Source organism: Streptomyces sp. NPDC042002, from assembly GCF_055588305.1.
The window spans coordinates 285007-302372 of the sequence record NZ_JBVJCT010000007.1 but is presented as its reverse complement, the minus strand read 5'-3'; the positions used below and the strand labels follow the sequence as shown (position 1 = coordinate 302372).

Annotated in this window: 23 protein-coding genes; 16 read left to right on the top strand and 7 right to left on the bottom strand. The window is 69.7% G+C overall.

Annotated features, from left to right (window positions below):
• Positions 1 to 702 (top strand): IS701 family transposase (locus tag ACZ6KY_RS14605; protein WP_469310627.1); only part of this gene is annotated, 702 nt, incomplete at its 5' end.
• 257 nt (positions 703 to 959) lie between these two features.
• Here ACZ6KY_RS14605 and ACZ6KY_RS14600 read toward each other — a convergent pair.
• Positions 960 to 2099, bottom strand: a complete 1140-nt coding sequence (locus ACZ6KY_RS14600; protein ID WP_469310626.1) for a dihydrofolate reductase family protein — start codon at positions 2097 to 2099, stop codon at positions 960 to 962.
• A 78-nt stretch (positions 2100 to 2177) separates the two neighbouring features.
• Between ACZ6KY_RS14600 and ACZ6KY_RS14595 the strand changes: the two genes are divergently transcribed.
• Both ACZ6KY_RS14595 and ACZ6KY_RS14590 read left to right on the top strand, forming a co-directional pair.
• Positions 2178 to 2687, top strand: a complete 510-nt coding sequence (locus tag ACZ6KY_RS14595) for a MarR family winged helix-turn-helix transcriptional regulator (RefSeq protein ID WP_469310625.1) — start codon at positions 2178 to 2180, stop codon at positions 2685 to 2687.
• A gap of 135 nt (positions 2688 to 2822) precedes the next feature.
• The gene (locus tag ACZ6KY_RS14590; RefSeq protein ID WP_469310624.1) at positions 2823 to 3476 is read left to right on the top strand and encodes a GTP cyclohydrolase II; all 654 of its coding nucleotides are present in this window, start codon (positions 2823 to 2825) and stop codon (positions 3474 to 3476) included.
• A gap of 52 nt (positions 3477 to 3528) precedes the next feature.
• On the opposite strand, the gene ACZ6KY_RS14585 is transcribed toward ACZ6KY_RS14590, so the two are convergent.
• From ACZ6KY_RS14585 to ACZ6KY_RS14575, 3 genes are read right to left on the bottom strand one after another with little or no spacing between them, the layout of a single operon-like run.
• Positions 3529 to 4380 (bottom strand): helix-turn-helix domain-containing protein, encoded by an 852-nt coding sequence (locus ACZ6KY_RS14585; protein ID WP_469310623.1) that lies wholly within the window; start codon positions 4378 to 4380, stop codon positions 3529 to 3531.
• A gap of 23 nt (positions 4381 to 4403) precedes the next feature.
• Positions 4404 to 4931 (bottom strand): DUF6879 family protein, encoded by a 528-nt coding sequence (locus tag ACZ6KY_RS14580; RefSeq protein WP_469310622.1) that lies wholly within the window; start codon positions 4929 to 4931, stop codon positions 4404 to 4406.
• On the bottom strand, positions 4903 to 5163 hold the full coding sequence (locus ACZ6KY_RS14575) for a hypothetical protein (RefSeq protein WP_469310621.1): 261 nt from the start codon (positions 5161 to 5163) through the stop codon (positions 4903 to 4905). The genes ACZ6KY_RS14580 and ACZ6KY_RS14575 overlap by 29 nt, the downstream gene beginning before the upstream one ends.
• A 204-nt stretch (positions 5164 to 5367) precedes the next feature.
• Here ACZ6KY_RS14575 and ACZ6KY_RS14570 point away from each other — a divergent pair, with 204 nt between their 5' ends.
• Both ACZ6KY_RS14570 and ACZ6KY_RS14565 read left to right on the top strand, forming a co-directional pair.
• Positions 5368 to 5565, top strand: a complete 198-nt coding sequence (locus ACZ6KY_RS14570) for a hypothetical protein (protein ID WP_469310620.1) — start codon at positions 5368 to 5370, stop codon at positions 5563 to 5565.
• Positions 5566 to 5773: 208 nt separating this feature from the next.
• A complete protein-coding gene (locus ACZ6KY_RS14565) occupies positions 5774 to 5917 on the top strand; it encodes a hypothetical protein (RefSeq protein ID WP_469310619.1) in 144 nt (47 codons plus the stop codon).
• A gap of 344 nt (positions 5918 to 6261) precedes the next feature.
• Here the strand turns inward: ACZ6KY_RS14565 and ACZ6KY_RS14560 are convergent, their stop codons facing one another.
• The 3 genes from ACZ6KY_RS14560 to ACZ6KY_RS14550 form a co-directional block, all read right to left on the bottom strand.
• Positions 6262 to 7920, bottom strand: a complete 1659-nt coding sequence (locus tag ACZ6KY_RS14560; RefSeq protein WP_469310618.1) for a site-specific integrase — start codon at positions 7918 to 7920, stop codon at positions 6262 to 6264.
• Positions 7921 to 7925: 5 nt separating this feature from the next.
• Entirely contained in the window at positions 7926 to 8075 is a 150-nt protein-coding gene (locus ACZ6KY_RS14555; RefSeq protein ID WP_469310617.1) for a hypothetical protein, read from the bottom strand.
• Positions 8076 to 8314: 239 nt separating this feature from the next.
• Positions 8315 to 8740 carry a hypothetical protein gene (locus ACZ6KY_RS14550; RefSeq protein ID WP_469310616.1) on the bottom strand — a complete coding sequence of 142 codons (426 nt, stop codon included), beginning with the start codon at positions 8738 to 8740 and terminating at the stop codon, positions 8315 to 8317.
• 276 nt (positions 8741 to 9016) lie between these two features.
• On the opposite strand from ACZ6KY_RS14550, the gene ACZ6KY_RS14545 reads away from it, so the two are divergent.
• The 11 genes from ACZ6KY_RS14545 (at position 9017) to ACZ6KY_RS14495 (ending at position 17319) form a co-directional block, all read left to right on the top strand.
• Positions 9017 to 9304 carry a helix-turn-helix domain-containing protein gene (locus tag ACZ6KY_RS14545; protein ID WP_469310615.1) on the top strand — a complete coding sequence of 96 codons (288 nt, stop codon included), beginning with the start codon at positions 9017 to 9019 and terminating at the stop codon, positions 9302 to 9304.
• The gene (locus tag ACZ6KY_RS14540) at positions 9301 to 9630 is read left to right on the top strand and encodes a hypothetical protein (RefSeq protein WP_469310614.1); all 330 of its coding nucleotides are present in this window, start codon (positions 9301 to 9303) and stop codon (positions 9628 to 9630) included. Before ACZ6KY_RS14545 ends, ACZ6KY_RS14540 begins: the two co-directional genes overlap by 4 nt.
• Positions 9631 to 9649: 19 nt before the next feature.
• The gene (locus ACZ6KY_RS14535; protein WP_469310613.1) at positions 9650 to 10132 is read left to right on the top strand and encodes a hypothetical protein; all 483 of its coding nucleotides are present in this window, start codon (positions 9650 to 9652) and stop codon (positions 10130 to 10132) included.
• Complete coding sequence (locus ACZ6KY_RS14530) at positions 10129 to 10359, top strand: hypothetical protein (protein WP_469310612.1); 231 nt, start codon at positions 10129 to 10131, stop codon at positions 10357 to 10359. The genes ACZ6KY_RS14535 and ACZ6KY_RS14530 overlap by 4 nt, the downstream gene beginning before the upstream one ends.
• Positions 10356 to 13253 (top strand): DUF927 domain-containing protein, encoded by a 2898-nt coding sequence (locus ACZ6KY_RS14525; protein ID WP_469310611.1) that lies wholly within the window; start codon positions 10356 to 10358, stop codon positions 13251 to 13253. Before ACZ6KY_RS14530 ends, ACZ6KY_RS14525 begins: the two co-directional genes overlap by 4 nt.
• Positions 13254 to 13579: 326 nt before the next feature.
• Positions 13580 to 15190, top strand: coding sequence for a DEAD/DEAH box helicase (locus ACZ6KY_RS14520; RefSeq protein ID WP_469310610.1), 1611 nt, complete (start codon positions 13580 to 13582; stop codon positions 15188 to 15190).
• 58 nt (positions 15191 to 15248) lie between these two features.
• Positions 15249 to 15788 (top strand): hypothetical protein, encoded by a 540-nt coding sequence (locus ACZ6KY_RS14515; protein WP_469310609.1) that lies wholly within the window; start codon positions 15249 to 15251, stop codon positions 15786 to 15788.
• A gap of 4 nt (positions 15789 to 15792) precedes the next feature.
• Positions 15793 to 16167 carry a hypothetical protein gene (locus ACZ6KY_RS14510; protein ID WP_469310608.1) on the top strand — a complete coding sequence of 125 codons (375 nt, stop codon included), beginning with the start codon at positions 15793 to 15795 and terminating at the stop codon, positions 16165 to 16167.
• The gene (locus ACZ6KY_RS14505) at positions 16164 to 16406 is read left to right on the top strand and encodes a hypothetical protein (RefSeq protein ID WP_469310607.1); all 243 of its coding nucleotides are present in this window, start codon (positions 16164 to 16166) and stop codon (positions 16404 to 16406) included. The genes ACZ6KY_RS14510 and ACZ6KY_RS14505 overlap by 4 nt, the downstream gene beginning before the upstream one ends.
• Complete coding sequence (locus ACZ6KY_RS14500; protein ID WP_469310606.1) at positions 16403 to 17029, top strand: hypothetical protein; 627 nt, start codon at positions 16403 to 16405, stop codon at positions 17027 to 17029. Before ACZ6KY_RS14505 ends, ACZ6KY_RS14500 begins: the two co-directional genes overlap by 4 nt.
• An 80-nt stretch (positions 17030 to 17109) precedes the next feature.
• On the top strand, positions 17110 to 17319 hold the full coding sequence (locus ACZ6KY_RS14495) for a hypothetical protein (protein ID WP_469310605.1): 210 nt from the start codon (positions 17110 to 17112) through the stop codon (positions 17317 to 17319).
• Positions 17320 to 17366 lie beyond the last annotated feature (47 nt).

The following is a 17366-nucleotide window of genomic DNA, read 5'->3' as shown; positions in this document are numbered from 1 at the left end:
GTCGTGGTGGCCGACGCCGCCTACGGCACCAACGCTCACCTGCGGTCCGCGCTGTCCGAGCGCGGACTTTCCTACGTCCTGGCCATCCGCTCGGACATGAGCGCCCACTCCTTCGAGACCAAGCCCGTCGCTCCGGCCCGCAACGGGGCCGTCGGCTGCTGGCCCCAGCCCCGCTACCGACAGAAGGCACCGTCTGTGGCAACCCTGGCCGCCGGCCTCGGGCAGGAGGCATTCACCCCGCTCACCTGGCGGCACGGCTCGAGAGGGGAGTTGCGCTCCCGCTTCGCCGCCGTGCGTGTGCGCCCGGCAGGCAAAGCAGTTGAGCGTCCGATCAAGGCCGCGGCCTCGGCAGAACAGGGCTGGTGGGACGGGATCCTGCCCGACTGCTGGCTGCTGACCGAATGGCCCGTCGGCGCCGAGGTGCCGACCGAGTACTGGCTGTCCAACCTGCCGGCCGATACCCCGATCGCCGACCTTGTCCGTCTGGCCAAGGTCCGCTGGCGCATCGAGCACGACTACCGCGAACTCAAGCACGGCCTGGGCCTGGACCACTTCGAGGGGCGTTCCTGGCCGGGCTGGCACCACCACGTCACCCTCGTGACCGCCGCCCACGCCTTCCTGACCGAACAGCGCCTGGCCCCAAAAGCGCCCGGACCGGCCTCACTCTCTACCAGATCCTCGACGCCCTCCAGGACGTCCTGAGGTGCTGGACCGGCGTCTGCACCACCTGCCACCAACCCCTGCCCAGCGGGTCACGCTCAAGGCCAAGACCGAGCCAGACCTAACGGAGTCCTACTAAGGGCTGTCCCGTAATCCCCGGTGGATCCGCGCGCGGCGTCAGATGCGGTGCATCGCAAGGCGGAGGGTCGTCCTCATACTGGGCGTATTCGGGCGATCCGACAACGCGGCGAGGTGCCGTAGCTGTCGTCGTGCGCCCGCCGGGGATTACGGGACAGTCCTTAGCCCGCCAGATGCCGGTTCGGGGCCTTGGCCTGGTCGGCGCACTCGGGGAGGACGACGACCTCGGCGCCCGCGGCGGCGAGCAGCCCGTTCCCGTCGGCGTCCGTGACGAAGGTGTCGGGCTCGCGCCAGGCCGTGACCACCCGCCGCACTCCGGCGTCGAGGATGAGCCGGGCGCACGGCAGGGGCCGGGAGGCGCGGTGGGCGCACGGCTCCAGGCTGCTGTAGACGGTGGCGCCGGCCAGCCGCGGATCGGCCGGGTCGATCTTGGCGAGGGCGGCCTCCTCGGCGTGCGCGACGGGGTCGTCGCCCTCGCGGGAGTGGCCCCGGGCCAGCTCGGTCCCGTCGGCCGCGACCACCACGGCACCCACGCTGAACGCGGTCTTCGAGGGCGGGCACAGCGCCGCCAGCTCGCAGGCGAGCTCCAGCCAGCGCCGGTCCGCCGCGGCGGCGAGCGGTCCGGTACCGGGCGCGGTGGGGACGTACCTGATGAGCACGACGTCCCCGACGGGCCGGGTCTCCGTCAGTCGCAGCCGGCCCAGGGGATACGCGCCGGGCCCGAACAGCCGCGGCGCGTCCGGCTGCCCGACGAAGAGGGGGGCGACGGCGAGCTGGAGTTCGTCGGCGAGTCCCTCGCGCACGAGCTGGGTGTGGACCTTGCCGCCCCCTTCGACCATGAGGCGGCGCACACCCCGTATGTCGTGAAGGTGTTCCAGCAGCACACGCCAGTCGAGGTCGGGCCCGGTCGGGACGACGTCGACACCGACGAGGCCGTGCAGCAGGGCGGCTGCCCGCGGCGCGCCCTGGTCCGTCGTATAGACGACCTTCTCGCCGCCCGTGTGCCAGAACTGTGCCCGCGGGTCGAGGTCGCCGGACCCGCTGACGGTGACCTTCAGCGGGTACTCGGGACGGCCGCCGGCGACACGGGCCGCACGTCGTTCGGCGGAGTTGACCAGGAGCCGCGGATTGTCCGTGCGCAGCGTGCCGGCGCCCACCAGGATCGCGTCGCTCGACGCCCGCACCTCGTCGACCCGGTCGAAGTCGGCCGGGCCCGAGAGCAGCAGCCGGTCGGGGCCGGTGTCGTCCAGGAAGCCGTCGAGGGAGACGGCGGCGGACAGCAGGACGTAGGGACGGGGCATCGGGACGCATCCTCCGGTCACACGCGCACTGGTTCGCGCACAGTGGTTCAAATTTTAAACAATAACTAGACTGGTCTCATGACGACCCGCTGGCTCTCCGCCGCCGAACAGCGCGCCTGGCGCTCGTACGTCTCCGCGACCTCCCTCCTGGAGGACACCATCGACCGCCGGCTACAGGCGGAGGCGGGGATGCCCCACCTTTACTACTCCATCCTGGCCAAGTTGTCCGAGGCACCGGACCGGCGGCTGCGGATGACCGATCTCGCCGAGGCCCTGAAGATCACCCGCAGCCGTCTGACGTACGCGGTGACCCGGCTGGAGAAGGACGGCACCGTACGCCGCGAGGGCTGCCCCACCGACAAGCGCGGGCACATGGCCGTCCTCACCGACGAGGGCACGGCGCTCCTGGAGCGGGCCGCCCCGGGACACGTCGAGACGGTACGGGCGGCGGTCTTCGACCATCTGACCCCAGAGCAGGTGGAACAGCTGGAGGAGATCTGCGGGACCATCACGCGGGCGATCCAGGGCGGGAATTCCGGGGCGTCCGGGGAAGATCTGCCGTGGCGGCGGCGTTCCTGCTCCTCGTGAGGGGTCGCGAGGGGGACGCGAAACCCATTGCTTGAAGTTTGAAGCAGATATAGTGTCCCTTCCGAGACAGTGCTTCAAATCTGAAGCAGAAGCAGAAGCGCGATCTCGTACGAACCCGCTGGACGGAGAGACACCATGCGCGACCACCCCACCGCCACCGTGCGCACCCGCGTCCGCGTACCCCTGCACTTCGGCGACGGCTACTCCGTCGACGCGGAACTCGTCACCTTCCACGGACTTCAGGACGGCAAGGAGCACCTGGCCGTCGTCCTGGGCGAGCCCGGCACGGACCCGCTGGTGCGGCTGCACTCCGAGTGCCTGACCGGCGATGTGTTCGGCTCGGCCCGCTGCGACTGCGGACCCCAGCTGCGCGAGGCGGTGGAGCGGATCGCGGACCGGGGCGGTGTCCTGCTGTACCTGCGCCAGGAGGGCCGCGGCATCGGCCTCTACAACAAGCTCGACGCGTACGCCCTCCAGGACCAGGGTCTCGACACCTACGCGGCCAACGCGGCCCTCGGCCTGCCCGAGGACGACCGTGACTACACGGCCGCCGCCCAGATGCTCCGGGCCCTCGGCATCGACTCCCTCGACCTGCTCTCCAACAACCCGGACAAGGCCGAACAGCTCCGCGAACTCGGCATCACGGTCTCCCACCGGGTCCCGACGGGCGTCTTCACCACCGCCCACAACGTCCGCTACCTGCGAGCCAAGGTCCTCCAGACCCAGCACACACTCCCACTGCCGGAACTCCCGGACATCACGGAGCTCACGGGCCTCTCGGCGGGCTGACACCCCGCCCCGCCCCAACTCGGTTGCCGGCGCCGCTTTCGCTCGTCCAGGGTCAGCGCAGGGCATCCAGCGCCTGCACGATCAGCGCGCGCGCGTCCGCGCCGTACACCGCCATACCGCGCAAACGCTCGAAGGCCTTCACGTACAGGGCGATCTCTGACGGCTGCGTGACCTGGACACGCGCCGCGAGCAACTCGACGGAGACGAGGGTCTCGTCGTATACGTGGAACACCTCCTGCGGCCACATGAACCGCTCCGGTGTCGCGCTGGGGATGATACCCAGAGACACCGACGGAAGGGCACCGGCCGTGAGTAGATAGCCCAGCTGCGCGGCCATCGCGTCCTGGTCGCCCAACTGGTAGTAGAGCACCGGCTCCTCGACGACCATCACGAACCGGCGCCCCGGCTCGTGGATGATGCGAGATCGTTCAAGCCGCGCCGCCACCGCGTCCGCGACATCGTCGGGGATACCTCGGAACCTCGCAATCGAGGTCATCAGCCCACGCGCGTAACCCTCGGTCTGGAGCAGGCCAGGAACCATGGTCGGCGAGTAGACCCGGAACAACTGCGTCGACCTGAACAACGGGACGTAGCTGTTCTGTAGCTGCTTCAGCCCGGTACGCACCTTGCGCTGCCACTCCACGTACATGGATTCGGCGGTGCGGGACTGGGCGATGATGTCGTCGCCCAGCCCGGGGACACCGCACGCCTCGCACCAGCGGCGGATGTCGTCGGCCGAGGGCGGCGTGCGCGCGCCCTCGATCCGGTAGGTCTTGGGATGGCTCCAGCCGCAGCGCGAGGCCAGCTCAGGCCCGGTGATCCCAGCGTCGGCGCGAAGTTCTCTCAGGCGGCCAGCAACTGCTTCGCGGGCGGCCTGAGCCGAGGAGGACGGAGAGATGGACATGAGCCGGCCTGGTCACTTCCGCGCTAGCTGATCTTGTAGTTGCCGTGCGGGATACCGCGATCCCACACCGTTTCGAAGGCGTCGGCACACAGCTTCGCAGCAGCCGGGTCCTCGCTGATCTCTCCGCCCGCGGACGCCCCCTCACCAGTGAAGTGGTTCCACCGGACCAAGCGGCCGTCGATCAGCCAGAAGTCGTTGCCCGGCAGCGCAATGTCCGAGGCCTGACGGCGCGGCAGCCACCGCACCTGCTCACCCGCGGCGATGTTGGTGAACGTGCCGTCGTACAGGAACCGGGTGTACTCGCTGACGGGCTCGGACACTATGCGGGCCCGACGGACCACGACGCCGCGGCCTATGGTCTCTCGGATCAAGTCGAGCCATGGCCTCCACCAGGACGCCCGATCCGCCGGGTCGTGGCGGAATCCGGCCCTCCACTCGGCGAACGGACCCTTCTCGTAGTCGACCGCGTAGGAGTCACGCGTCTCCAGATGGACGGCGGAACGCGTGGCTGACCCGAGAAGCTCAGGCCACGTCGGGACCGTCGACGGCATCGCACGCCTCCCTGATCATCGACGCCATCCTGGCGGGGATGCGGATCACTGCTTCGTGGTCCGGGATGCCGGTGGCGTGGCCCGGTACCTCGAACGCCGCGCACTCCGCTTCGAGTTCGGTGCTGGGCTTCCACCCCTGGAGCACAAGTTCCTTCGACTCCTGGTCAACCCACACCGTAGGGCTCTCGCCGTCCCCGGCGTTCGGGTCGATTCCGATGAACTGTAGAGGCATGACCGTCTCCCACGCGTCTCGTGTTCAGCTATGTACATCACGGTCCTGGGAGGGTCCTTACAGGTCAAGACCCCAAACAAGTCACGTGTACATCCGTGCACATTGCTGGCTTGGGTGCCGTGCCCGCTCCTAGCGTCGTGACGCACGACAAGACCCGGCGACCGCGTCAACGGCCCCGGGGATGGCCGACCGGTTGGAGTCGACATGGCAGAGCCTGCGCAGGCCACGAGTACTGGCACCAAGCCGCACGCGCACGGCTGGTGCGACTGGCACAAGGGATCGTCCGAGACCGCGGTCCTGGTGGACGCACTCGAACGCAACAGCGCCCCGCCCGCCCCGCTGTACGCATGCGCGCCCTGCCGCGAGCAGCGCGGTCTCACTCCGCTTGGCGACCGGCCATGAAGGACACGGAGGAGACTCCCGAGTGCAGCCTCGGTGAGCACACGATGTGCGGCGGCCCCGGGGAGGTCCGGCGGCGCGGGGCGCCCTCATGGGAAGCGCCACTGCTGACGATCCGGTGCGGATGCCCGTGTCATGGAAAGAGCTCCCGGGCCGGCCATGCTCCCCAGGCGTCCCGCCCTGCCCGGGCCTCTCGGATGGGAGACATCTCGTGAGCAGGACGACCCTGCCCCGCTACAGCGGCCCCATGTCCGGCTACTGCTGGCAGGAGCACCCCGACGGCGACCGACGCTGCTGTCTCCCCCGGGGGCACGCAGGGCTGCACTACCACCCGTACAGCAAGACCAACTTCTAGGTCCCCGGAAACGAATCGAGCCCCCAGCTCAGATCGCTCTGAGCTGGGGGCTCTTCCGTAGACCCTGTGGGACTCGAACCCACAACCAATGGATTAAAAGTCTGCGGCCCGCCCATCGCGTCCCGTATCGCGCTGCACCGTCCAGGCACGCGCCGTGCCGCTCTGTGCTGGTCAGAGGCGTTTAGCGTTCGTTCATCGACGACGCTTCACACCGTCTCGTGTCGCCTCGTATCGCGCCGTTGCGTGGCCTTCGGGCCAGCACGGGGCCAGCAGTAAGGGCCCCCGACCCGCAGGTCAGAAGCCCTTTATCTGGTGCCCAAGTCTACGCCGCAGCAGTCCCGTTGTCAGTGCTGGCCCGTACTGTCGGAGGCATCCACATCCGCGCTCGCTGGCTGCGACGCGGCAGGCCCCGCCACCGGTACAGCGACCGAGGGCGGGGCCTCGCTCTGTCCCCGCCGAGCGCGCGGCACGGCCGCCGCCGCCTTCTCCGTCAGCTCGTCTTCGTACTCCTCGAACAGCGCCATGTACGTATCGCTGGTGAGGACGATCGTCGAGTGCCGCAACTTCACCTTGGCGTCGTGCAGTTCACCGCCGCCAGCCTTCACGAGTGCGGCGGCCCCGTGGCGCAGGTCCCTCAGGTTGATGGGCGGCAGGCCGGCCCCGTCCGCGATCCGCCGGAATACCGTGCTGACGACGTCAGGATGAAGCCAGGAACCATCGGCCGCGGTGAACATCTTCCCGGTGTCCGACCAGTTCGCCGTGTCCTTGCCCGTGGCCCGCTCCTCGGCGGCCCGCGTGTTCCAGGCGTCCCGCTCCAGCAACTGGCGCGCGCGGTGCTCTTCGAGGACGCGAACCGTGCCCAGGTCGAGTTTCACGGAGGCGGCCGAGCCGTCGGTCTTGGGGACGGTCTCGATGGGGGTCCAGCCGTCGACCACGATCTCGGTGGCCACCTCGATCGTGCGCGAGGCGGCGCTGAAGTGCTGCCAGCTCTGGCCGACTCCCTCGCCCCGGCGCAGGCCGTGATGAGCGATCAGGTGGAAGAACGCGTAGAGCCGATCGGTCTCCGCCGCGTCGAGGAACTCGCCGAGCTGGGCGGGCGTCCACACCATGACTGGGCTCGGCTTCTCGCCCGTCTCGCGCCAGCGGACGACCCGCTCGTCCGTCCATAGCAGGCCCTTGGGGCGCGCGGCCGGCGTCAGCTCGACGTGCGACGCGGGATTGAAGGTGATGAGCTGCTCGCCGATCGCCTTGTTGAGCGCGGTCCGGAGCGTGCGCCGGATGGCCTGCTTGGTGGCCGGCCCCGTGATGCGCCGGAACGGCGGCATGGCCGCCAGCTTCTCGCGCTCGCGGGCGAGTTGCTCGCGCTCCGCAGCCTTCGGCGCTCCCGGCTTCCCGCGGGTACACCGGGCGACCTGCTCGTGACGAGCCGCGTTCTCTGCGCGGACGACGTCGTTGCGGTCGTCGATGGCGTTGAACATGTCCTGTACGTGGCCCACGCTCAGTCGGTCGAGACGGTAGTGCCCGATGCCGGGCTTGAGGTGCACACGGAGGTGGCTCTGGTAGCCGTTGTTTGTGGTGGGGCGCGTCTTCTTGTTCGCCATCCAGCGGTCGAGCCACTCGGACACGGTCATCTTCCCGTCGAGCGGGATACCCACGCCGAGCTTGCGCTGTACGTCAGCAGCCGGGGGGATGGCTGCACGGCGGGCCATGACGTCGGCCAACAGGTCGCCGACGCGGCGCTGTTCGTCCAGGTCATCGCCTGGGAGGTCGAGGACCGCCTGTAGCCGGGAGAGGTCGGCCGAGGCGTCCTTCACGCTGCCGTATCCAGTACGCCTGAAGGTGCGGCGCTTCCCTTCGGCGTCGGGCGGCAGCTCCTGACGCAGGGCTAGGGTTCCGTGCGATTTTTTGCTGAGCTGGGGGCACGATTTGCTCAGCAGCTTTCCGTCTGCCCCGCGGCATTCGCACCGCTTGTAGATGCTTCCGGCCCTGCGCGCAGACGGCATGGTGGTTACTCCTCTCGCGGCTGCTGGTCGCCCTCTTCCCCAGGCTGCCAGAGTCCGATGTCAATGAGGTGCCGTGCGGACGCGTTGAGTTCGGCCATCAACTCGTCCGTCATATGGCCGGGCCGGACGGCCATCGCGGTTCCGTGTGGCGTCATGATGGGCATCAAGATCTCTCCGTCCGGCAGAGCGTCACTAAAGACGTACCAGGCTCGCGCTGCGTGGCGCTTGGGTGACGTCATACGCCTCCCCTATCTCTCGCAAGCGTGTTCGCTTTTCCTTCGAGACCTGCACCCCTTTGGCGGAAGGGGTGCCGACATGATCGCATCACCCGCCCCAAATGGATACTCCCTGCTCGCGTTCACTACTCATAGTGATTTCAAGAGGAATGCCCGATTCAACCTGACTGATCGCTCTCAGGCGGAACGATGCTGTCGATGAAGGCCAAGAGTTTGGCGCGCTGCTCCTCCGGGAGCCTGTCGAGCTTGCGCACGTAGGCGACGCTCACCGCCGACCCGACTCCGGAGCGCAGGGGATCCCTGCCGTGGAACTGGCTTCCGGCCGCATCCTGGAGCGCCTCGACCGGCAGCTCGGCCGCAGCGGCGAGGGCGCAAAGCTCTTCATACGAAGGCGACTTGACCGGCTCCCCCGTCTCCAGCCGGAAGATCCATCCACGCTTCACGACGGTTCCCGTCACGGGATCCACAGCTCTCGCCGCGAACGCGTCCAGTCCGAGATTCAGCTCGCTGCGACGCCGCCGGATCAGATCCGCGAAAGCGGTCCGCCGTTCAGGGGTCTGGGTCGTATCGTCCCGGTCTGCCATGGGGGTCATCCTGCCACTCCTGTGCACTGAGGTGGGGGTGCGTCGTTCAGGGCTTGCACGGTTCACAGAGACGTACGAGCAGGTCACCGATGCCGTTCATCACGAGCGCTGACTGAAGTGTTCAGCAATCTGCACGCGGGCGCCATACGGCCGCTGGTCATTGGCTGATTACGATTCCGCGCCGCACCTTCAGGGATCTGGACAAACCGTTCAGGTAATGGAATGCTCACGTTCACGTCGTTCAGAAAACTGAACGAAGCATCCCGTGGAGTGAACGTGAGCACAGAACCCACGATGTACGCGGTCGTCAGCAGTGACCGACTCAAGATGCTCATGGAGCGGATCGACACCGGCGAGGCCATCACCAGCCGCGAGCTCGCCGCGAAGGCTGGCGTGGCACACGGCACGATCGGCGCCCTGATGGCCGGGACGCAGCGCGTCGTTCCCGAGGCCAAGGCCAAAGCCATCGCCGCCGCCCTCGGCGTCGAACTCCTCGTCCTGTGGGTCGAGATGGAGCGCGCCGGCAGAACGTTCATTCCGGCCCAGACCCGGGCGACGGCATGACGACCGCAACCGGTCTCTCCCCCGAGCAGGTCCTCGCCCTGCCCGCGATGCCGTCCGTGAAGGACGCGTTCGCCGCCATGAACATCGGGCTGACGAACGGCTACGCGCTCGTCCGCGAAGGCCAGTTCCCCATCGAGGTCATCCCTTTCGGCCGCGCGCTCCGCGTGCGCCGCAGCGACCTCGTCCGCTTCCTCGGCCTGGCCGAGTCCGCTGACGCCGAGGTCCAGTCGGCATCAGCCACCGCAGGAAACGACGACGCCCCCGGGGTCCAGCCGGAGGCGCCGTCAGAGCAGCCCGCACCCGCACCCACAAGCGCCAGCAAGTAGAGAACAGAGGGGTCCGCTCATGGCTGAGCTTCCCACGGCTGTCACGCCGTCCACCACGCCCGAAGTCGTCCGCGCCCTGGCCGCCATCGAGGCGAGCAAGCTGCTCGCCGAGCAGGACGTCGCCGAGTGTCTCGACGCCATCGGCGACCTGATCAGGATCACCGGCGCACCCGAGTCCATCTTCGACTGGGTCCGACACTTCCTGGCTGGCGAGACCCTGCGGCAGTACGCCGCGCACCAGCACATCCGACTGCACACCTCGCGCGCCACGGAAGAGGACCAGCCGCCGAAGACCTTCGTCATCTGGACCACCGACGGCGACGCCATGGCGATCATCCCCGAGGGCCAGCACCCTGCGGTCTCCCTCCTTCAGATGCGTGAAGAGGTCGAGCGGCGCGCGGAAGAGAAGCAGCTCGCCGTCAGCTTCCAGGCATCCGTCAAGGCGGGCCACGTCGAGACCGTCGATGTCTGGCACGCACGTACCTCCCGGGCGGCGCGTTGACCACCTCCGCCGTGCAGGCCCGGGACACCCCGGGCCGCACGGCCGCCCCCGAGATCGCTGGCCTGCTCGTCATCGACGCGGACAACGGCCGCGCCCGCTACGACTGCCACCGGCCCAACTGCCCCCAGCGCCGTGAGGGACCCGTGTACGGGGTCGCCATTCCGGAATGGTCCAAGACCGTCAAGGCCGAGCACCTCGCCCGGTACCACCAGGGGGAGCAGCCTTGACCGACTCGCCGATCACCGAACTCCGGGCGGCTGCCCGCGGCCTGCACGACGCAGGCCTGTGCGTCCTGCCCATCAAAGCGGACGGCACCAAGAAGCCGGCCGTCTCCTGGCTCGAACACAAGGTCACCAGGACCACGCCCGAGCAGCACGACGGATGGTTCGGCGGCGACCGACCCCGCGGCATCGCCGTCGTCTACGGCGCCGTGTCCGGCAACGTCGAACTGATCGAGTTCGAGGGCATCGCCATCCGCGAGGGCCTGCTCAACGACGTAACCGAGATCATGGAAGCGTCCGGGCCCCGACTCAGTGAGGCATGGGCGGCGATCCTCGACGGCTGGGTCACCGAATCACCGTCCGGCGGCCGGCACTTCCGTGTCCGCGTCGAGGGCGGCGACGTCCCCGGCAACACCAAGCTGGCCTCTCGCCTCGCCGAAGAGCCCGAGTACACCGACGAGGAGAGGCAGCGGCTCCGCGAGAAGCCGAACGCGCGCATCGTCCGCGTCCTGATCGAGACGCGCGGCGAGGGCGGATACGGCCTGGTCGAACCGTCCGGCGGAACGGTCCACGCTTCCGGGCGCCCGTACGTCCGTCTCGCCGGCGGGCCTGACTGCATCCCAACCCTCGACGCCGAGACCGTGGGCGCGATCCGGGACGTGTGCCGGATGGTCGACCAGCTCCCCCAGCCCGAGGTGGCGAAGACGGCGCCGCGCCCCGCGCCGCCCCGGCCCGACGGAAGCCTGCGCCCCGGCGACGACTTCGAGGTCCGCGGGTCCTGGGAGGACATCCTCCGTGGCGTCTTCCGGCCGATGCACACCCGCGGCAGCGAGACGTACTGGGGCTGGGCGGACGGCGTCGGCGGTGTGAAGGCGACGACCGGCAAGGACGAGCACGACCGGCTGTTCGTCTTCGCCACCGGCTCCGAGTTCCAGAGCGAGGTGCCGTACTCGAAGTTCGGCGCCTACGCCCTGTTGCAGCACGGCGGCGACCACAAGGCCGCCGCTCGGGAGCTGGCCCGTCAGGGCTACGGCAGTCGGCACCTGGCCACCGTCGGCGCGCCCAGCGCCGCTCGCGCCCTCGGCCCGGCACCGGCACCGGCACCCGCGCCGTCGGCCCCTGCCCCTGCTGCGGCACCCGACGAGGACGAGCACGCCAGGGCCGACGAGGAGCAGGCCCCCCAGGGCGACACCGCTCGGGACTCGGAGGGCTTCGACTACGCGGACACGTTCGGCCTGCCACCGGCGGTCCGTACGCCATACGACTACAGGCTCACGGGCCGGGGCGTCGAGGTGCTCAGCCAGAGCGGCGAGAGCTGGACCCGCGTCACCTTCGCCCCGCTGGTCGTGACAGCCACGTTCGAGGACCCCGAGGGCGACCAATACGTAGAGCTGTCCTGGATCGACCGCAGCCTCGGCCGGCCGCGCCGCATCTCCCGCATCGTCAGCCGCGAGACAGCCAAGCGCGGGCGGAAGCTGATCGAGACCCTCGGCTCAGCCGGACTCCCCGCAGTCGAGGGTGACGCTCGGGCCGTCGAGAAGTGGCTCGCAGAGTTCGAGGCGGAGAACGTCCACCGCATCCCGTCCGAGCAGTTGGCCCGCTGGCTGGGCTGGCAGGACGACGGCACGTTCGTCAGCTCCCCCGAGGACGGCATCAAGGTCGACACCGCGTTCGAGGAGCAGCGCGGCCCGGCCCGAGCGCACGCCAGGAAAGGGACGCTGGAGGACTGGCAGGCGACCGTCGCCCCGCTGGCAGGCTTCCCGGTGCCGCGTGTCGCCGTCGCTGCGGCGCTCGCCGCGCCGCTGCTCAAGCCGCTCGGCTTGAACTCCTTCACGCTGGACATCTCCAGCCGTTCCACCAAGGGCAAGACGACCGCGCTTCAGGTCGCGCTCAGCGTGTGGGCCGACCCGTCCGAGCACGCCTCCGCCATGTCCAACTGGCGCACGACGCTGTACGCGATCGAGAAGCGGCTCAACCTCGTCCGCGGCCTGCTCACGGTCTTCGACGAGACGATGGCCGTCACCGACGACACGCTCATCGACGAGGTGCTCTACCAACTCCCGATGAACCATGGCAAGGCCAGGTCGGGCGGGGCGTTCGGCAACATGCTGCCCTGGGAGACCATCCTCCTGTCGTCCGGCGAGCGGCCCGCGCTGTCCTTCACGACGAGCCAGGGCGCGGCGGCGCGCATCCTCGGGACGACGATCGCTCCGTTCGGCGAGGGTGGCGGGCCGACGGCGGCAGCCGCCCGCGAGGGCGTCCTCGCCAACCACGGTCACGCTGGACCGGAGTTCATCCGGTACATCCTCAGCGGCCTCGCCCAGCCGAACGGCAGGGAGAAGCTCAAGGAGCACCACCGCACGCTGGTCGACGAGTTCCGCGGCAACGGGGACATGACCAACCGGCGTGCACCCATGGTCGCCGCCCTGGTCCTCGCCGAGACGCTCGCCTGCCGAACCGGTCTCCTGCCGTACGAGCCGCTCACACACGACGTGTGGCGCGGCCTGTTCACCGCCCACAATCCGACCGACAACCGGCCCGACATGGCGCTCGACGTCCTGCGGGAGTACGTGGCGGGCCACGCGCACGAGCTGTTCAGCGCCACTCGCGCGGCCATGAACGAGAAACCCCCGTACTCCGGTTGGCTCGGCGTCCTGTCCACCAAGGACGGCGTCACCGAGGTCGCGCTCCTGCCTGAGCGGGTCCGGAAGATCCTCGCCGACGCCGAGTACTCCCTCGATGCCGTGGTCGGTAGCTGGGTCGACGCCGAGTACCTGAAGACCTTGAAGAGCCAGCGGCCGGCGCACCTCGTGCCCCGACGCTTCGATGGCGTCCGCGCGAAGTGCCTCGCCTTCACGCCCAAGGGCCTCAGCTTCGGCGACGAGGACGAGGCGGCATGACGGCCGCCACGGTGGTGGTACGCACCGAGTGCGTACCACCCCGCCGCCCGAGTCTCCGCAGGTCAGAGGCAATCCGGATGCCGCTTTCGGGGCGGTACGCACTCGCCCGGAAATGGCACCCCTCAGGCGTGTGCGTGTGTGCGGGCGTGTGCGTGCGAGCGCGCACACATAGACCCCTGTGTGTTTCTGCGTACCTGCGTACCACTAGCTCTCTAGAGAGACATAACAGCAGGTCAACCCTGCTTTTTCCCCGGTACGCAGCCGGTACGCAGCCGGTACGCAGCGCGTACCGCCCCTCTCCCCTCTCCAACGGATCGAGGTGCCCCATGTCCTTCACCCCCCGCCCCTACCAGCTCGACGCCATCGAGGCCCTGCGCAAGGGATGGGCCGACGGCCAGAACCGTCTGGCCGTCGTACTGCCCACCGGCGCCGGAAAGACCGTCTTGTTCTCCCACTTGGCGCACCAGATGCTCGACGCCCTCGGCGGACGACGAGTCCTCGTCATCGCCCACCGAGAGGAGCTGATCGAGCAGGCCGCTTCCAAGCTGCTCGCGGTCGACCCGATGCTGCGGGTCGGCATCGTCAAGGCGCAGCGCGACGACCACCAGGACGCCGACGTGATCGTGGCCAGCGTCCAGACCCTGGCCGTATCGCGGCGCCGCGAGGCCATCCGCGACATCGGGCTGATCATCGTCGACGAGTGCCACCACGCCGCCGCCCGCACCTATATGGAGGTGCTCAGGCACTTCGGGGCGTACGACGGGGTCCCGGTGGCTGGCTTCACAGCGACCATGACGCGCACCGACGGCGGGCTGGCCGAGGTCTGGCAGGACGTCGTTTTCCGCCTCGACATCCTCGACATGATCAGCGACAACTACCTGTGCGACGTCCGCGGGAAGAGCATCACGGTCGACACCCTCGACCTCAACAAGGTGAAGACCCGCGGCGGCGACCTGGTCGACGGCCAGCTCGGCAAGGCACTCGAAGAGTCCGGCGCCATCGACGCCATCGCCAAGGCGTACGTCGACCACGCCAGCGACCGGGCCGGTGTCGTCTTCACACCGACCGTGGCGACCGCCCAGGCCGCCGCCGCCGCGCTCACCGCAGTCGGCATCAAGGCCGCCCCGGTGTGGGGCGACATGGGCCGAGACGAGCGCCGCGCGACCCTCGCCCAGTACGCGGCAGGCGACGTGCAGGTACTCACCAACTGCATGGTCCTGACCGAGGGGTTCGACGCGCCGCACACCTCGTGCATCGTCGTCGCCCGCCCGACCAAGAGCCCCGGCCTCTACGTGCAGATGGTCGGCCGCGGCCTGCGCCCTTCGCCCGGGAAACGGGACGCCTTGCTGCTCGACGTCATGGGCGCCGCGACCCGGCACAAGTTGGCCTCGATGGTCGACCTCACTGAGCGGGAGGTCGGCGAGGCCGAGGAGGGAAAGAGCCTCCGTCAGGTCGCCGAGGAGCACGTCGCCAGCGAGAAGCGGCGCGCCCTCGCCGCGCAGGTGACCGCCGAGGAGATCAATCTGTTCGGCGAGTCCGCGATCCGGTGGCTGCGGACCGAGGACGGTACGTGGTTCATCCGTCTGACGGGCGCCATGTTCCTGTTCCTCGTCCGCGACTCCGGGACCCGGCTGTACCGGATGCGCCGCTGGACGCAGGCGGATGGCGTGCACCCGCCGAAGGACGACGTCGCGCGGCCGCTCCCCGAGGCCCTGGCGTGGCTGGAGCAGCAGGCCAAGGTCCTGGCGCCCGGAGCGTTCGTCGCGCGGGAGGCCCGGTGGCGTCACGGCCAGCCCAGCGACAAGCAGTTCGGCCTGTGCCGCCGCCTCGGCATCAAGGTACCGCGCGGCAGCACACAGGGCGACGTCGCCGACCTCATCGACCAGGACCGCGTCGGCCGCGTCCTCGGTCAGCTCGCCCTCTCCGCCGCCGCGTAGCAGGCCGGGCCTGTCGCTATCAGGCCCGGCCCTCCACCCATCACACCACGGAGGAATCATGACCACCGACCGCTGCCTCGCCCTCATGGCCCTCATGCGCGACATCGAGAGGCCGGCCGCCGTCTACCAGCGCGCCGTCCGCAGGGCAGCCCAGACCGCGACGGACAGTCCCGAGAACGACGCTGCGCAGACCCGCGGGAACACCGCGCTGCTCGTCATCGAGCAGGCCGTCCGCGCTTGGGTCGCTGCTCACCCGGCCGAGCAGCAGCCAGCCGCCGAGCTGGCAGCGCCCGCCGGCAGGGCCGCCATCCTCCGCGAGGAGGCCGACCGCATCGACGCCACCCGCGCGCCGTTCCCCATCGCCGTGCAGAACGGGATCACGTGGGCCACGGCCGAGCTGCGGCGTGCGGCTGCCTTCGGTCCGGGCCATACGGCCGACGAGGCGCCGTCGGTCGGCCCGCGGTGCGGCAACAACCCGAACGCCCGCCTCACCCCCGGCGAACTGCAGGCGGTCGAGGAGTTCAAGGCGTACCTCGCGCGACGCCGCGCCGGTGGCCCGCCGGAGCGGAACCCGTTCACCACCGCCGAGGAGGCCTGACCCCATGACCCGATTCGCCCGCGTCGTGTGCAGCATCTACGGCGCCACTGCCCTGTTTCTCGCCTACGCCACCGTCCAACAGGCCCTCTACGGCGAGGTGTGGGCGGTCGCTGCCCTCGCCGCCTGCTCCGTCGTCCCGCTCATCGCGCTCCTTCGCGAGACCGAGCACTCCGACAACGAGGCGACCGCCCGGTCCCTCTTCGGGCCCGTGAACGCCCGCCGCGACCGCACGGGACGCCCGCCGCTCCCCCGCCGGACCCCGGGCGCCGAGCTCGTCGTCGCCGACGCCATGGCCGCCGCCTGCTGCGACGCATGGTGGGCGACCGCTGGCACCCAGCACGACCCGGCCACCTGCACCAGGAAGGACAGCACCGCATGAGCAAGCCCCGGAAGACCGCGAGCACCATCACGGACGACGAACTCGACGAGCTGTACGACAACGCGGCCAGAGGCTGGCGGCGCGGCGACGAGTGGAAGGAGCGCGCGTTGGCGGCCGAGGCCGCTGTCGAGCGCGCCAGTCGGCTCGCCCGCAGGTGGGCCATCCTCCGCGCGTACGGCGGCGCCGCCGTCGAACTGCGCGCCGCCCTGGCCGAGCCCAAGGAGAGCACCGCCCCGTGAACGACTGCGGATTGTGTGAGCGGCCGCTGGAGTACGGCCACCTGTGCCCCGGCGACACGCTCGCGCTCGTCGAACGGCTCCAGCGGCTGCCCGCCCTGGCCGGGCGGCTGAGCGGGGCGCTCGCCCCGGTGACCCGCGGCGCGATGGAGCGCGTCTCTGCGGGGCACCCCGGGCCCTCGACGCCGCTCAACGAGAGCGCGCTCGACCTCTGGTACGGCGGCATGGCCAGCGTCCTGGAGCGCTGGCGCTCGGACGTACAGGCGTGGCGCGGCTGGGGCGAGCCCGTCATCGAGCGGGGCGTGGACCGTCGCATCCTGGTCGCGGCCCGCTGGCTCTGGATGAACGTGGAGTGGATCGCCGCCGAGTATCCGTCGGCCGGGGACCTGGCCAGGGCGGTCCGCGCACTGGAGGGCGAGGCGCTGTCGGTCCTCGGCGAGGGCGACGACCGGGGCCGGCGGATTGGGCAGTGCGTCGCCGTGGTCGGCGCGGACGGCGCGGTGTGCGGGGCGCCGTTGCGGCACCGGTCCGGGGAGACGAGCCTGGTGTGCCCGTGGTGCGAGTACGTCTACGAGGCGGACGAGTTCCTGATGCTGCACCACTTCCAGCCCAAGGAGTCCGCATGACGTTGCCAGGGGTGTTGACGCACGTCGCCACCCCTGGTTACATTTGTCGGGCAGCCACCGCATCCGGTACTAGGAGGGACGTGACTACCTGGAGAGAACGCCACGACGCCGCAGTCCGGAAGCAAGCAGCAGCGCAGCAGGCCTACCAAGAAGCCACCGACGAACGGGCCCAGGCCCTCATCGATGGTGAAGCAGAGCTGGGAAGCCAGGCAGCAGTTGCCCGAGACCTCGGCGTCACCCGGGCCGGCATCAGCCGGGCCATCAACGCCCTGAAGAACAAGCAGGCGTAGCCACACCCCACAACTGAAGACGGCCCAAGGCCGGGATTGCAGTCCCA

Excerpts from the sequence above, each read along its gene's own strand:
- ACZ6KY_RS14555 (WP_469310617.1), bottom strand. The coding sequence starts at position 8,075 with ATGACGCCACACGGAACCGCGATGGCCGTCCGGCCCGGCCATATGACG.
- ACZ6KY_RS14585 (WP_469310623.1), bottom strand. The coding sequence starts at position 4,380 with ATGTCCATCTCTCCGTCCTCCTCGGCTCAGGCCGCCCGCGAAGCAGTT.
- ACZ6KY_RS14550 (WP_469310616.1), bottom strand. The coding sequence starts at position 8,740 with ATGGCAGACCGGGACGATACGACCCAGACCCCTGAACGGCGGACCGCT.
- ACZ6KY_RS14535 (WP_469310613.1), top strand. The coding sequence starts at position 9,650 with ATGGCTGAGCTTCCCACGGCTGTCACGCCGTCCACCACGCCCGAAGTC.
- ACZ6KY_RS14520 (WP_469310610.1), top strand. The coding sequence starts at position 13,580 with ATGTCCTTCACCCCCCGCCCCTACCAGCTCGACGCCATCGAGGCCCTG.
- ACZ6KY_RS14510 (WP_469310608.1), top strand. The coding sequence starts at position 15,793 with ATGACCCGATTCGCCCGCGTCGTGTGCAGCATCTACGGCGCCACTGCC.
- ACZ6KY_RS14600 (WP_469310626.1), bottom strand. The coding sequence starts at position 2,099 with ATGCCCCGTCCCTACGTCCTGCTGTCCGCCGCCGTCTCCCTCGACGGC.
- ACZ6KY_RS14540 (WP_469310614.1), top strand. The coding sequence starts at position 9,301 with ATGACGACCGCAACCGGTCTCTCCCCCGAGCAGGTCCTCGCCCTGCCC.
- ACZ6KY_RS14590 (WP_469310624.1), top strand. The coding sequence starts at position 2,823 with ATGCGCGACCACCCCACCGCCACCGTGCGCACCCGCGTCCGCGTACCC.
- ACZ6KY_RS14515 (WP_469310609.1), top strand. The coding sequence starts at position 15,249 with ATGACCACCGACCGCTGCCTCGCCCTCATGGCCCTCATGCGCGACATC.
- ACZ6KY_RS14575 (WP_469310621.1), bottom strand. The coding sequence starts at position 5,163 with ATGCCTCTACAGTTCATCGGAATCGACCCGAACGCCGGGGACGGCGAG.
- ACZ6KY_RS14570 (WP_469310620.1), top strand. The coding sequence starts at position 5,368 with ATGGCAGAGCCTGCGCAGGCCACGAGTACTGGCACCAAGCCGCACGCG.
- ACZ6KY_RS14580 (WP_469310622.1), bottom strand. The coding sequence starts at position 4,931 with ATGCCGTCGACGGTCCCGACGTGGCCTGAGCTTCTCGGGTCAGCCACG.
- ACZ6KY_RS14560 (WP_469310618.1), bottom strand. The coding sequence starts at position 7,920 with ATGCCGTCTGCGCGCAGGGCCGGAAGCATCTACAAGCGGTGCGAATGC.
- ACZ6KY_RS14595 (WP_469310625.1), top strand. The coding sequence starts at position 2,178 with ATGACGACCCGCTGGCTCTCCGCCGCCGAACAGCGCGCCTGGCGCTCG.
- ACZ6KY_RS14505 (WP_469310607.1), top strand. The coding sequence starts at position 16,164 with ATGAGCAAGCCCCGGAAGACCGCGAGCACCATCACGGACGACGAACTC.